Here is a 12908-nt window from a genome sequence, read left to right on the forward strand (position 1 = left end):
TATTAAGATTTTTGGATATTAATTAGTTTATTATATAAAAATAGCGCTTTCTAATTAGCTTTTACTAATAGAAATACACTATTTATAATAAAATATTTTTAGTCTTTTATCCCTTCAAGTCTTTCCTTCGTATTAATTTCTTCTCCACTTATACGCTTTTCAAAAGACTTTCTCCAACTACTTGAAAGTGCATTTACTTCTAATATCCTTTTTATCCCTTCAATATTTTGTTTTTCCTTGTGCATGATACGGTTAGCAAACGCTACTGAAACACCTTTTGGATCAGACTGTAGTCTTTTTAATGTATCGACTGATGATACCCATCCTTCTTTTAATACGCGAAAATAGAATCCTGTATATCCTGTTTCTTGAAAATATAGTGGTAACTTTGGAATATTATATTTTTTTGCTAATTTAAAACAAGGTTGCCTTGGTTGTGTTACCTGTACGATTGCCTGTCCTAGCTCAAACGTATCACCAATACAAACATCCTCTTCGCGCATACCACTAACTGTTATATTTTCTCCAAAAGCCCCATATACAAGATCTTGATTCAATTCTTGTTCCCAGTATGGATAGTGATCACCAGTATAAACACAAACTGCTTTATCTACTCCTCCATGATGAACTAAGTCCGCCTGTCCATCTCCATTAAACTTTACAAAGGATAAATATACCGGTTCCTTTACTTGTTTCTTATTTATGCCTGTATGAATTACTTTTCCGCCGTATGTAACCTCTTTTGGTAATCCTATATTTAAAGATAATAATCGATATTCATTAGCCATTCTATTTCCTCCTTTAAAGGTGTTACATGTATTTTCTCTCGATTAATTTTTACAACCCTCTCTGCTATATAAAGATGATTATAAAACCTCTAAAATCATTGTTCAATTCAATTATTTATATAATAATGATAGGTATAACCTATTATTATACTTGAGGTGATTTCAATCGAATTACGACAACTTGAATACTTTTTAGCTGTTTCAAAAGAATTACATTTCACAAAAGCAGCTGAGAAATTAAATATTTCACAGCCTTCACTAAGTCAACAAATACGTGCATTAGAGCATGAAGTAGGAATGCCACTTTTCGATCGAATTGGTAAAAAAATATCTTTAACTGAAGCAGGGAAGATTTTATTATCACATTGTAAAACCATTTTTCATGAAGTCGAACAAGCTCGTTCAGCCCTTCAAGACCTAAACGGATTACAGCAAGGTTCCTTAACAATAGGGGCTTTGTTAACCGTCGTAAATTATTTACTACCACCAGCTATTTTAAATTTCAATAATTTATATCCCAATATAGAGCTTTCTGTATTAGGGCTTCGTACAGGAGATATTCGTGAAAAATTATTACAAAACGAACTAGATATCGGCATTACATTTCTCCCGGTGCAAGATAAAGAAATTATCTCCATCCCTCTATACAAAAGCGACCTTACATTGGTCGTGCCAACTGGTCATCGATTAGCTAAACGTAATCATGTATCTATTACTGAACTACAGAACTACCCTTTAATTCTTTTACCTAAAAATTTCTTTTTAACCGAACTAATTACATCTCATTGTCAAAAATTCAACTTTAGACCAAGACCAATTTTAGAAATTAGTACGATGGAATCTTTAATCCAAATGGTTTCTAAAGGAATGGGAATTACAGTGTTACCACAACCATATATAGACTTTTTACAAAATAAAAACATTCAAGCTATTAAAATAGAAAACCCTACTCCAATAATTGAAATAGGGCTTATTTATAGAAAAGATAAATATATGTGTGCTGCCACTCGAGAATTTATTGAGCAACTACAAATCACAGTACGTTCTTTCCAAAACTAAACAAAAGAGATTGTCCTATGAAATCGTTTCACAACGATCTAGTAGAATAATCTCTTTTCAAAAAAGTAAACATTGCATGTAAACTCTTATAAATTTTAATGTACCTTTTTAGATATTGGAATATATTTTGTAAAATATGCACCAACTAGCAATAATACAATTGAAAATAACCAAGTAAAAACACCGCCAAAATGAAACCAATATGCAAACATATTTAATATTGCGAGTGAAAAGAAACAAATAGAAGTTAGCGCACTTTTCAATCCTTTTATCTCGGATTTTTTTCTCTTTTGATAAGCAATATACATCGCAATAACAAGAAAAAAGATAAGAACAAATGGTAACATAACTTTTAGCATTGGTAATCCCTCCAGTGTATATGCACTCTTTATATTACCATCTTATCCCATTTATCTTTTAGGCATCAATTTATTCTTATCTTCCCTCCAAAAGTCAGTATAAGTTTTTATTTTTAAAGTTCACATTCACCTCAGAAAACGGCATACTTCCTCCAACTTTCAATGAGTAAAAACCGGGAAATCATTAACGATTCCCCAATTTTTCAAACTATATTAAAGTATCCCCCTTTCCACTAAAGTCTCTGCGATTTGAACTGAATTCCAAGCCGCACCTTTCAATAAATTATCGGAAACAATCCAGAGGTGGAATCCGTTTGGCGTATCAGGATCTTTACGTATTCTTCCGACAAATGTATCTATTTTCCCTTCTGCATATAATGGCATTGGATACAGCTGTTCACTAGGGTTATCCTGCAAAATAACACCTGGTGCATCCATTAATACTTCCTTAATTTCCGCAACGGTTGCTTCTTTTTCCAGTTCTATATAAACCGATTCTGAATGCCCTGATACGACTGGAACACGTACACAAGTAGCTGCCATTTTCAAGTTTTCATCTTCTAATATTTTCTTCGTTTCTTGAATCATCTTTACTTCTTCAAAAGTAAAATCATTGTCTGTAAATATATCTACTTGAGGCAGTACATTAAACGCTATTGGATAATGTTTTTTATCTTTTTTCGCCGGTAATATATCACTTTTCACTTCTTTACCAGCAAGCATAGACTTAGCCTGCTCTTGTAATTCATGAATCGCATGAATGCCAGAACCCGATACAGCTTGATATGTTGAAACGATAATTCTTTCTAAACCGAATGATTTTCGAATCGGCTGAAGTGCAGTTACCATCTGTAATGCTGAACAATTTGGAACTGCAATAATACCTTTATGCCGCTCTAAAGTATGCGCATTCACTTCCGGAACAACGAGCGGTACACCTTGTGCCATTCGGTACTCACTTGTGTTATCAATTACAATCGCACCACTAGAAACTGCATGAGTTACAAATTGTCTAGATACTTCTCCCCCAGCACTAAAAAAGGCAATATCTACACCTTCAAAGCTAGTTGTTTTTGCCTCTTGTATAATTATCTCTCGTCCTTTGAATCTTACTTTCTTACCGGCGGATCGTTTTGATGAAAGCAATGTAACTTCAACTATATTAAACTTCATTTCATTCTCTAACAGTTCAATAATTTTTTGCCCTACCGCACCTGTAGCCCCAACAACAGCTACATGATAGCCCTTTTTGATCATCTTTTCTCCTCCAATATCACTTGAATGAATATTTCCACAATTTTATTTTATACGGAATTTAATCATTTGGAAAATTAAAATACATGATATAATCATTCACAAATCATGATAATAAAAGAGGGATCGCTTATGGAAATGAGACATGTTAAAACATTTTGCGCCATTGTGAAGTATGGTAATTTTTCTAAAGCTGCTCATGCGCTAGGTTATGCGCAATCTACTGTTACAGCACATATGAAAGCTTTAGAGAACGATTTACATATTCCTCTTTTCGATCGGTTAGGGAAAAAAGTGCTACTTACAAAAGCAGGTCATCAATTTCATCCTTATGCATTAGAATTACTTGCAATATATGAAAAAGCGCAAGAAATCCCCCAAAATACAGATTATTTAGAAGGTACATTAAGTATTACATCTAATGAATCATTAGCGGTATACCGATTACCACAATTATTACGTACTTACAAACAGAAAAATCCGAAAGTAAATATCGTACTTGAAACAAACACAAATGAACAAGCATTACAAAAATTACGTGAAGGAGAAACAGACGTTGTCTTCATAATTGGAGAAAGTATAGAACATAATGATTTTATTACGCGTACTTTTAGTAATGAAACATTTGGATGGATTTTACCAGCTTATTCCGCTGCACACGCAAATCCATTCCAGTTATTACAGGACACCCAGTTCATTTTTACAGAACAAAGCTGCGGCTATAGGCCAATGGTAGATCGTTTTTTACGTCAAAGTGGAAATATTCCAGCTAAAACATTTGAAACTTCCAATGTTGAAGTCATTAAACAATCCGTTATGTGTGAATTAGGCATTTCAATTCTTCCTTATATCGTTGTACAAGAAAGTTGCCAAAAAGAACAACTATGTTTTCAGCCTATCGAAACTCCAACCATTATTCAAAGTCATGTAATCTATCATAAATCCAGATGGATTTCCCCGGTATTACAGTCGTTTCTTTCCTTACTTGAACGAGACTAAAATATTAAGACGTACATATAAAAAGAGTAATTGCCTAATAAGCAATTACTCTTTTTCATTAATTAGTATACTATTTATTAGTCTGTCCCCCGCCTGCAATTAATTTACTACCTGAATATGTACCTTTGTTCATAAACACTTGATTAATTAATTCTTTTTGCTCAGCTTCCGACATTACTCCTTTTCCTTCTCCTAAATTCCCGCTTTGTAATTTCCAAATCTTATTGTGATCTGCATCAACTTTTTCATATTTTCCTTGTTTCCATCGTTCTAAAATTTCTACATATGTACTTCCCTGTACAAGATCATTACTCTTTACAATATCAATTAAGCTTTCAATCCGCTCTTGTGTAATAAAAATATAGCCCCACTTTTGATCAGCTTTCGCTTTTTGATGTGCCATTTCATGTAATGCTGTCTGTATGTTCTCATCTGTCCATTTAAAATTTTTATTAAAACCACTATTCGGCAATGAATAATTGCCATTTTCTAAAAGCTTTGCATCTTCTGCTTTTACATTACTATCAGCTAATACTTCTACTGCTGAAGCAGCTGGTGATGCCTTTTTCGCAGCTGGTTTACTATTATTTAAATAATACAGCATACCATATGTTAAACCTACTCCAATTACCGCCATACCAGCTAGAATACCTATTATTTTAAATAGTGTTTTCATCGCGCTTGTTTCCTCCCAAATATCTCTGTTCTTACTACCTAATTACTTCTTATATAAAAACTGTTCCTTCATTCAAAATATCGCATCCCATCCCCTATCATATTATTTATATATACTTCCTCATATTGTATTTCTTTTCCTTTAAAATTGAAAGATTATTCTGTTAAATAATGAAAATATTCTACAAATTTTCCCATTATATTTATAAAGAAACAAAAAACAACGAGCGCGATAAATAACACTCGTTGTTTTTACTTTATGCACGATTTTCTTTTAACCACTTCGTAATAGCATCTAACCTCGAAACATCAAAACGTCTTTCTTCACAAACATTTAAACTGTTTAAATTCTTTACAATTTCTATTTCATTCGATTTTACACTTTTCGCCTCAATTAATTTACAATACCCATCTGTAACAGAATTTAAATTTTCATAATAACACTGAAACGATTTTGATATATGTAAATGTTTTTCAAAGTTTCTCCTTCTTTTCGTTTCATCAGATACTTTCCGCTTTCTAAGTTCTTCATCGTTCGTATATAAATAAAAATATTGATCCGGAAAACCAATTTCCCTATTTATCATCTTTTCTTTATAAAAATTTTCTATTACAGATAATGGCTGATTAAATAGATCAAAATGAAAACACCAATTATAACTAAGTGGCTGATATATATCGCCATCGAGTATTACTAATTCATATTGCTCTGACTTCTGAACAGCTATATTCCAGCGCTCAACTTGTTTTTCAAAATACCATGTTCTATGTTCATTTTTTGGCCTTTCAAATAAAGAATTCACTTCAGGTATTATATAAGCACCATAATTCTTTTCTAATTCACGGCACGTGGTACTTTTACCAACAGCGCTTGCTCCCTCAAATGCTATTATCCCCATAGTTTCTCCCCCTTTCATTAACTAAAACTTCGTTGTTTCACTTTTCTTCCCCATAACTTTCTCCATAAAACAATTGAAGCAATAGCGAGCATGATTGTTGTAATGATACTACCTTCAATTCCGAACGAACCTCCATGAAGGAATTCGGGGCCATTTGTTGTAGGTTTAAATAGCGGCGTTGAATATATGGTCATCCCGCTAACTGCAAAACCGTAGACGTTATATTGTGCCCAATTCCAAATGGAATGCCATGCGCAAATCCCCCACAGACTACTGTCTTTTAAAACGTAAACAGCTGCAAATACACCAACTAATATTATATTCGATATTGAAAGAATTGTAATACCTGGATTAAGTAAATGAAGAAAACCAAATAAGAAAGACGTCACAACAATCCCAACCCATATACGACTTCTAACAGAAAGAACCGGGAATAACCAACCTCGTACAATAATTTCTTCCGTTGCCCCTTGTATTAAAAATGCAACTAAAGAACCTACAATACCCAACATAGCGGTTACTGTAATTTGTTGTATTTGTAGTGTCACAACTCCTGCCAATAGGAGTAAAATTACTGGTATTGAAATGAAAACAAATCCTATTAATGCACCTCTCAAATATTTTCTTATCCATTGATTTCTCCAAAAACCAATGGATGAAAATGATCTTTTCTCTACAAATCTAATCCATAAAAACACAAAAAATATTGCGCCGCCAAACGTTAATATCATCTCAATGTCGTTATAAATCGCCTTCATAAAAGTTGTTTCTGCTTTCGGTAAAATCAGCATAAACAAAATAAATAACTCACCTAAAGTTAAAAATATAATCGCGAGTATGACAGCAAAAACAGGATGAACTTTTCTTCTTCCTTCTTTTACTGCTTCAATTATTTTAAATTGTTTATTTTGCAATATTCTATCCTCCTAATTATGTTACTCATTAGCAATATTAAAATAATATTTAGCCTTTTATTTAAACTTATTTTTTCATATAAATTATTTTTGTTTGGAATAAATCCAAATTAGGAATAATATATAAATAAAAGAGGTGCCTTTGTGCCTTTACTATTATCACCCAGTTTACTCAGTGGTATTACCAGCACTTGCTATTTCCCACCATTTGTTGTAAGATAGTAATTAAGGTCAATTTAACACTATATTTTCTTTGCATATTATCAAGTATCAATCAGGAACATTTTGTACTCCTTATGGGTTTTTGATAATATGTGAACTTTTATTTTCATTCAAATAAGGCCGATCATATTGTAATTTTTCTACTTTTAGGAGGCATTACCATGACATTAACAGGTAAAGTAAAATGGTTTAACAGCGAAAAAGGTTTCGGTTTCATCGAAGTTGCAGACGGTAACGACGTATTCGTTCACTTCTCAGCTATCACTGGCGACGGCTTCAAGTCTCTTGACGAAGGTCAAGAAGTTAGCTTCGAAGTTGAAGAAGGTAACCGCGGACCTCAAGCTAAAAACGTTGTAAAGCTATAATTCAAACAATAAAAAGGTTGTTACCAGCAAGGTTAACAACCTTTTTAATATATAACTAAAATTTTTACATAAAAGGAGTGGTTACATGTATCGCAATCGAAAGAACGATGTAGCAGAAGTACCACCAGAACAAACCCCTGTTTGGGAATGTGAAGCAGAGGATTGTTTAGGATGGATGAGAAAGAACTTTTCATTTGAAGAAGAGCCTAAATGCCCTTTATGTAAAAGTAGCATGAAAAGCGGAGAACGTTTATTACCTAAATTAGGTTAATTTATAATAAAAAAAACCTCTTTTAATTAAGAGGTTTTTTTATTATAAATTTATGTCCTCCACATCAGTTCGCACTATAGAATACAATAATGCATTGTGTTGCTTATTTCCTTGATGAATATATCCGCGCAATAAACCTTCCTTTTGAAAGCCAATTTTAGATAACATTCTACAAGAAGTAAGATTTTCAGGATATGTAATAGCTCCAATTCTAAACAAACCTAAATCTTTAAACCCATAATCAATAATTTCTCGAGCTGCTTCTGAAGCATAACCATTTCCCCAATAACGAGGATGCAGGTCATATCCAATCTCAGATCGTTTACTCCATAATTGTAAATTGTTTAGTCCAATTGTTCCTATTAAAACGTTCGTTTCTTTTAACACAATTCCCCATCGTATTGCCTTTTTCTCAAAGTAATTTTTTGAAAAAGATTCGATCATACGTGAAGCTTGTCCAAACTCCGTAAAAGAATTCATACCGTAATAACACGTTACTTCATCCAATGAAAAGATTTCATATATTTTTTGACAATAAGATTGTTCTATTTCAACTAAACGTAAGCGTTCTGTTTCTAATATAGGAAATGTCATAGGATCACTCCTTTCTCTCTACTCATTCATTATATCAGAAAAAATATTTATAATTAGTAAAGTCCTTATTGTTCCATAAATCAAACATTTCTAATGACGCATTCCCTCTTTATTCTATATACACGAATTAGATACCTCTAATTGCAACTCAATCACCACTCTATAATTTCCATAAATCAATTTTAAATTATCAAGAACTGTAAAGAAATTGTTTTTTATTTTCTCCTTCTAAACAAACGCCCTATTCCATACATTTATGGTAAAATATAGTTAATATATTATTTTATTGTGGAGGTGTAAATTTCCTATGTATATATTCATCGGCTTATCCCTCTTACTCATATTACTTATTTTTTTATTCGCAAAAAAATTCACACCAAACTCATTCATGATGACTAGCTTTAAAGGCAATAGCTTTAAGACATTTTCAATCGGTATTTTAATCGCTGCCATACTCTCACTTTCATATGGAACTTATCATGTAGTAACATTTCAACCTAGTTATTTAGATATTAAATTTAAAAATCAAAACTACACTATTTTCGGTAATGTAGGCGAATTCGGTTATTTCTCCGAAGAATTATTAAAAAAAGATACAGAAGTTCAACTATATTTCGTCTCTTGGAAAACAAGGCAGTTAAAAAATCCGGTAATACTTATAGAATATCCTTCAGGAAAACAAGAAACATGGGAGCCAAATATCGTATCAATACCGATAAATAAGTTACAAGAAAAACATGATATAAAAGATATTTATCAACTATCACCGTATTCATTTAAAGAGTCTGGAGAAATAACATTAACAATAAAAGAAAACAATGTAAAAAACAATACAATTTCCATTCAAATAAAATAAATAAAAACTGTTCCTCCATTTTGCTGAAGGGACAGTTTTTATTTATTCTACAATATTATTTATGTAATGTAGCCATTATTTCATTGGCTATATTCTTTCCATTTCCAATACATGCACCAATTCCGACACCGTAATATGAGGCACCAGCTACATATACATTTGGATAAAGATTCTTCATTTTTTCTTGCAATGCTTGAACCGCTTGATTATGTTCTAAATGATATTTCGGCATTAAATCTTTCCAATTTGTAACTTCGACTACTTCTGGTTCACCTTTAATTCCGAGACTCTTTTCAATATCATATAAAGCAACTCGTACTAATTCTTCTTCACTATAATTTTTGATTGTTTCATATACCGGATTGGTACTCTTATAAAACATTCTTACTAATAATTTTTGTTTACCCGATGTATGTTTCCACTTTCGACTTGTCCATGTACAAGCATCACAATGTAAATCACTGTTTTCCGTTACAATAAACCCTGTACCGTCAGCTGGTAGTTGTTCATCTAGTATGTCAAATCCTAAGTAAATACTTATAAGAGATGAGTTTTTAAATGTATTAAACTGCTCATTTAACTCATTAGACTGTAATAAAGTTTGTGCAATATCATGTGGAACTGCTAAAACAACATAATCAGCTTGTATTGTTTCATGATTTGAAAAAGAAATCTCATATCGATCTTCTTGTTTACTTACAGCCGTCGTTATAGCACCTTTTTTTACGACAGTTTCAGTCAGCACTTCTTCTAAGCGATTAATTATCGTAGATAGTCCACCTTTAAATGATACGAATTTTTTATTTCCTGCTGATTGAAATTGTTTTTTATTCTCTTCAAAACCTTTAATAATACTTCCATACTTATTTTTATAATCCAGTAAATACGGTAATGTAGATGCCATTGTAAGCTCATTCAATTTACCAGAATATACGCCTGAAAGTACAGGAGCAATTTGTCTTTCCACTAACTCTTTCCCTAAGAAACTTTCTAAAAATAGAGCAAGTGATGTATCTTTCGTAAACTCTTTATTTTTCGTTATGAAATCTTTTAAAGCTACGATTTTCCCTTTCGTTGAGACTAGCGTACTGCTAAACAAAGACTGGGCGCTCATCGGTATCCCAAATATAGTATCAGAAGGAATCGGATGTAACATGTTTTCAGAATATATGTAAGAAATACCCGTTTCATTATATACCATTTCATCTTCTAAATTTAAATCTTTTACAAGTGGCATAACATATTCATTACGAGCAACGATTGAATCCGCTCCTGACTCCATAATGAAATCCTTTTCTTCCACACTATGGATTTTACCACCTAAATACTCTTCTTTCTCAATAAGAATTAAATTTAAATCGATATTATAATCCTTTTTTAATTTTTCTAAATAAAACATAGTAGAAAGTCCCGTTATACCTCCACCGATAACAACAACTGTTTTCATATGTGCTGCGCTCCTAACCGATACAATTAATAATTCCTTTTTATTATAACCAAAAGTCCTTATATTCGACTAGCAAGTTGCGCATTCTGTAAGAAATTAGACAATATATTTGAATATATTTTCAAATTACCTAATAAAAAAGAACTATAACATATACAAACCACGTCATAGTTCTCTTTATTTTAAAAACATAAAGTAATTGATTAATTTGTCTAGTTCTTGACTCAATGCCAATACTTTTTCATGTTGAATTCCATAATCCGATACTAAATATAAAAGTTCTTCTTTTTTTATTTCAATTACTTTTTCTAATTTCGCTAGTTCCATGTCGTTTTACATCTCTCCAAAAATAAAATGTATGTATTTCAGTATAGCCTACTTACATAATTAGTAAAAGTAAAATACGCATGTAAAATCTTACAAATTTGAAAAAATAATATACTACTAACAAAAAAGAAACTAGATTAAGCTCCCTCTTACAGATTATTGACGTTCATTAAGAATTAATAACATACCGGAATTTTTCTAATGTTATATCTTTATAATCTGGAGCTCTCTTTATATGATTAAAATAACTATATGAGAATTTAAATACATGACCAAAATCCCAATCGAATTCACTATAGTCTTTTATCCAAAATATATTTTCAGTTGGTAAAATATTTGCACGTTTAGATTGAATTAAAGGTAATCGATCTATAGGTGAGTGTAAAGTTATTCCCGTATTCAGCTTGAGCTTTTGGCTAGCTCGTAGTACGTATACTAGTTTTAAAAGCGGGCGTATCCCTCGTTGAAATATATCTATATGCCCTAAATCGTACATTATATTAATTGCGTGGGAGTAAGTAAGCAAATGCCCAATTAAATCATGATGCGATTCCGCTCGATAAATACTATTAAATTTCGATAACTCATTTAAAATGAACTGAGATACTTGTGTTGGATTACTCAATTCACTTTTTATCTCATCTTCAAAACTTAATTGTTTTACTTCTTTCGTCGTATAACCAATCCACGATCTACCTGGAATTGTTTTTCGAAATGATAAAATAAGAGTAGTAATCCCTTCAATTGCTTGATTATCGCCCCATTTTTGTAGCTCTTTCATAGCCAATAAACTTAATGACGCATAAATGACGTTATGCCCCACCCAATGAAGTTCATCAATCGTTTGTTCTAAAGATTTTATAATCATATTCTCCGCAATTTGAAAATCTATTTCTTTTTTATCATCAATCATCTCACCAATTTTTTTCTTGTTCAGCATCATCCTTGTTTGCGAATACATATTACGAGCTGTTTCTTCATCAATATTATTATCTTTCATAAAAAAATAACTAGCAATTGCAGCTGCTCCAAAATGCGCATGCCAAATATCATTTGTTTCTTTTTTGCATTGAGAAATAATTGAAAGGCCGCCTTTTAAAATACTTTTGTTTTCCATTTTCTATCTCCCCTAATAAAGTGAAACTTTAATCAGCCCTTACCAATCGGGCATTTATGGGCAGTTAATCCCCCACCTAACTTCTTTACTTTCGCTGAATTTTGAGGGAGGTCTTACTGCCCGTTAATGCGGGATAAAAATCACTATATTTTCACCCTAAAGATGGTGTCAGTACAAATAAAATGTGATTCGATTCATCACTTTTATTCAAAAATCGATGCTTCACATTCGGTGGAATACGTACAACATCGCCTTCTTCTAAAAAATATTCTTTTCCCTCCAATTCCACATACACTTCCCCTTTCATAACAACAGCAATCTCTTCCTTATCTTCATGGGAATAATGGCTTTCTGTTGTGTTTGCTTGTTTATTTAAATCCATCATTAGCATTTCAATACGTGCTTTCATAAAATCAGGTGTTAATACATCATATACAATGTGATTATTGTTTTCCCGATATACTTTTTTTCGATCTTTTTTCTTAGAAATGAGCGAATCTGTATCAATTTCGTTAATAAAAAGTGTAAACAGCGGTACATTTAATGCTTTTGCAATTAATTCCAAAACATTTAAAGAAGGATTAGCATGCCCTCTTTCAATTTGGCTAATTAACGATGTACTAATCCCTGCATAATCAGCGAATTCACGAATTGTCATGTTATTTTTCTTACGGTAACTTAATACCGTTTGTCCAAGCCTATCATGTATCATAGTAAAAATTCCTTTCGTCCATCATAATGCATGTTTCTTTGTCTTTGTGC

16 protein-coding genes and 1 pseudogene are annotated in these 12908 nt (G+C 32.0%); 5 read left to right on the forward strand and 12 right to left on the reverse strand.

Annotated elements, in window-relative coordinates:
- Positions 1 to 98: 98 nt before the first annotated feature.
- The gene (locus tag N2V92_RS23330) at positions 99 to 788 is read right to left on the reverse strand and encodes an MOSC domain-containing protein (protein ID WP_001263005.1); all 690 of its coding nucleotides are present in this window, start codon (positions 786 to 788) and stop codon (positions 99 to 101) included.
- Between the two features lie 156 nt (positions 789 to 944).
- Here N2V92_RS23330 and N2V92_RS23335 point away from each other — a divergent pair, with 156 nt between their 5' ends.
- On the forward strand, positions 945 to 1847 hold the full coding sequence (locus N2V92_RS23335; protein WP_000623400.1) for a LysR family transcriptional regulator: 903 nt from the start codon (positions 945 to 947) through the stop codon (positions 1845 to 1847).
- A 95-nt stretch (positions 1848 to 1942) separates the two neighbouring features.
- Here the strand turns inward: N2V92_RS23335 and N2V92_RS23340 are convergent, their stop codons facing one another.
- The 3 genes and pseudogenes from N2V92_RS23340 to N2V92_RS23350 all read right to left on the reverse strand — a co-directional run bounded on the left by N2V92_RS23340 (position 1943) and on the right by N2V92_RS23350 (position 3463).
- Positions 1943 to 2206 (reverse strand): hypothetical protein, encoded by a 264-nt coding sequence (locus N2V92_RS23340; RefSeq protein ID WP_000921855.1) that lies wholly within the window; start codon positions 2204 to 2206, stop codon positions 1943 to 1945.
- Positions 2207 to 2257: 51 nt separating this feature from the next.
- Positions 2258 to 2378, reverse strand: a pseudogene (locus tag N2V92_RS23345) (C45 family autoproteolytic acyltransferase/hydolase); the annotation flags it as partial.
- Positions 2379 to 2419: 41 nt separating this feature from the next.
- Positions 2420 to 3463 (reverse strand): aspartate-semialdehyde dehydrogenase, encoded by a 1044-nt coding sequence (locus tag N2V92_RS23350; protein ID WP_000591707.1) that lies wholly within the window; start codon positions 3461 to 3463, stop codon positions 2420 to 2422.
- A 129-nt stretch (positions 3464 to 3592) separates the two neighbouring features.
- Here N2V92_RS23350 and N2V92_RS23355 point away from each other — a divergent pair, with 129 nt between their 5' ends.
- Positions 3593 to 4459 (forward strand): LysR family transcriptional regulator, encoded by an 867-nt coding sequence (locus N2V92_RS23355; RefSeq protein WP_000425889.1) that lies wholly within the window; start codon positions 3593 to 3595, stop codon positions 4457 to 4459.
- A gap of 70 nt (positions 4460 to 4529) precedes the next feature.
- Here N2V92_RS23355 and N2V92_RS23360 read toward each other — a convergent pair whose 3' ends face one another.
- The 3 genes from N2V92_RS23360 to N2V92_RS23370 all read right to left on the reverse strand — a co-directional run bounded on the left by N2V92_RS23360 (position 4530) and on the right by N2V92_RS23370 (position 6947).
- On the reverse strand, positions 4530 to 5135 hold the full coding sequence (locus N2V92_RS23360; protein WP_016077746.1) for a PRK06770 family protein: 606 nt from the start codon (positions 5133 to 5135) through the stop codon (positions 4530 to 4532).
- Between the two features lie 256 nt (positions 5136 to 5391).
- Complete coding sequence (locus N2V92_RS23365) at positions 5392 to 6051, reverse strand: AAA family ATPase (protein WP_003278212.1); 660 nt, start codon at positions 6049 to 6051, stop codon at positions 5392 to 5394.
- Positions 6051 to 6947: a CPBP family intramembrane glutamic endopeptidase gene (locus N2V92_RS23370; protein ID WP_016077747.1), complete on the reverse strand. Its 897-nt coding sequence runs from the start codon at positions 6945 to 6947 to the stop codon at positions 6051 to 6053. Before N2V92_RS23370 ends, N2V92_RS23365 begins: the two co-directional genes overlap by 1 nt.
- A 383-nt stretch (positions 6948 to 7330) precedes the next feature.
- Here N2V92_RS23370 and cspD point away from each other — a divergent pair, with 383 nt between their 5' ends.
- Positions 7331 to 7534, forward strand: coding sequence for a cold-shock protein CspD (gene cspD / locus N2V92_RS23375; RefSeq protein ID WP_000176366.1), 204 nt, complete (start codon positions 7331 to 7333; stop codon positions 7532 to 7534).
- Positions 7535 to 7619: 85 nt separating this feature from the next.
- A complete protein-coding gene (locus N2V92_RS23380; RefSeq protein ID WP_000286198.1) occupies positions 7620 to 7805 on the forward strand; it encodes a cold-shock protein in 186 nt (61 codons plus the stop codon).
- 42 nt (positions 7806 to 7847) lie between these two features.
- Here the strand turns inward: N2V92_RS23380 and N2V92_RS23385 are convergent, their stop codons facing one another.
- A complete protein-coding gene (locus tag N2V92_RS23385; protein WP_000143817.1) occupies positions 7848 to 8399 on the reverse strand; it encodes a GNAT family N-acetyltransferase in 552 nt (183 codons plus the stop codon).
- Positions 8400 to 8706: 307 nt separating this feature from the next.
- Here N2V92_RS23385 and N2V92_RS23390 point away from each other — a divergent pair, with 307 nt between their 5' ends.
- Positions 8707 to 9255, forward strand: coding sequence for a hypothetical protein (locus N2V92_RS23390; RefSeq protein ID WP_000275242.1), 549 nt, complete (start codon positions 8707 to 8709; stop codon positions 9253 to 9255).
- 55 nt (positions 9256 to 9310) lie between these two features.
- On the opposite strand, the gene N2V92_RS23395 is transcribed toward N2V92_RS23390, so the two are convergent.
- The 4 genes from N2V92_RS23395 to N2V92_RS23410 form a co-directional block, all read right to left on the reverse strand.
- Positions 9311 to 10702 carry a protoporphyrinogen oxidase gene (locus N2V92_RS23395; RefSeq protein WP_016077748.1) on the reverse strand — a complete coding sequence of 464 codons (1392 nt, stop codon included), beginning with the start codon at positions 10700 to 10702 and terminating at the stop codon, positions 9311 to 9313.
- A gap of 177 nt (positions 10703 to 10879) precedes the next feature.
- A complete protein-coding gene (locus N2V92_RS23400; RefSeq protein ID WP_000417698.1) occupies positions 10880 to 11029 on the reverse strand; it encodes an aspartyl-phosphate phosphatase Spo0E family protein in 150 nt (49 codons plus the stop codon).
- 169 nt (positions 11030 to 11198) lie between these two features.
- Positions 11199 to 12146 (reverse strand): hypothetical protein, encoded by a 948-nt coding sequence (locus N2V92_RS23405; RefSeq protein ID WP_000428900.1) that lies wholly within the window; start codon positions 12144 to 12146, stop codon positions 11199 to 11201.
- 151 nt (positions 12147 to 12297) lie between these two features.
- Entirely contained in the window at positions 12298 to 12858 is a 561-nt protein-coding gene (locus tag N2V92_RS23410; protein ID WP_000581034.1) for a helix-turn-helix domain-containing protein, read from the reverse strand.
- Between the last annotated feature and the right edge of the window lie 50 nt (positions 12859 to 12908).

The organism is Bacillus sp. CH_48 (assembly GCF_038008465.1).
In the GTDB taxonomy this organism is placed as follows: domain Bacteria; phylum Bacillota; class Bacilli; order Bacillales; family Bacillaceae_G; genus Bacillus_A; species Bacillus_A thuringiensis_S.

What these genes read in the sequence shown, in the direction of transcription:
- N2V92_RS23330 (WP_001263005.1), bottom strand. Translation starts at nt 788, where the DNA reads ATGGCTAATGAATATCGATTATTATCTTTAAATATAGGATTACCAAAA.
- N2V92_RS23340 (WP_000921855.1), bottom strand. Translation starts at nt 2,206, where the DNA reads ATGCTAAAAGTTATGTTACCATTTGTTCTTATCTTTTTTCTTGTTATT.
- N2V92_RS23350 (WP_000591707.1), bottom strand. Translation starts at nt 3,463, where the DNA reads ATGATCAAAAAGGGCTATCATGTAGCTGTTGTTGGGGCTACAGGTGCG.
- N2V92_RS23355 (WP_000425889.1), top strand. Translation starts at nt 3,593, where the DNA reads ATGGAAATGAGACATGTTAAAACATTTTGCGCCATTGTGAAGTATGGT.
- N2V92_RS23360 (WP_016077746.1), bottom strand. Translation starts at nt 5,135, where the DNA reads ATGAAAACACTATTTAAAATAATAGGTATTCTAGCTGGTATGGCGGTA.
- N2V92_RS23365 (WP_003278212.1), bottom strand. Translation starts at nt 6,051, where the DNA reads ATGAAAGGGGGAGAAACTATGGGGATAATAGCATTTGAGGGAGCAAGC.
- cspD (WP_000176366.1), top strand. Translation starts at nt 7,331, where the DNA reads ATGACATTAACAGGTAAAGTAAAATGGTTTAACAGCGAAAAAGGTTTC.
- N2V92_RS23380 (WP_000286198.1), top strand. Translation starts at nt 7,620, where the DNA reads ATGTATCGCAATCGAAAGAACGATGTAGCAGAAGTACCACCAGAACAA.
- N2V92_RS23385 (WP_000143817.1), bottom strand. Translation starts at nt 8,399, where the DNA reads ATGACATTTCCTATATTAGAAACAGAACGCTTACGTTTAGTTGAAATA.
- N2V92_RS23390 (WP_000275242.1), top strand. Translation starts at nt 8,707, where the DNA reads ATGTATATATTCATCGGCTTATCCCTCTTACTCATATTACTTATTTTT.
- N2V92_RS23395 (WP_016077748.1), bottom strand. Translation starts at nt 10,702, where the DNA reads ATGAAAACAGTTGTTGTTATCGGTGGAGGTATAACGGGACTTTCTACT.
- N2V92_RS23400 (WP_000417698.1), bottom strand. Translation starts at nt 11,029, where the DNA reads ATGGAACTAGCGAAATTAGAAAAAGTAATTGAAATAAAAAAAGAAGAA.
- N2V92_RS23405 (WP_000428900.1), bottom strand. Translation starts at nt 12,146, where the DNA reads ATGGAAAACAAAAGTATTTTAAAAGGCGGCCTTTCAATTATTTCTCAA.
- N2V92_RS23410 (WP_000581034.1), bottom strand. Translation starts at nt 12,858, where the DNA reads ATGATACATGATAGGCTTGGACAAACGGTATTAAGTTACCGTAAGAAA.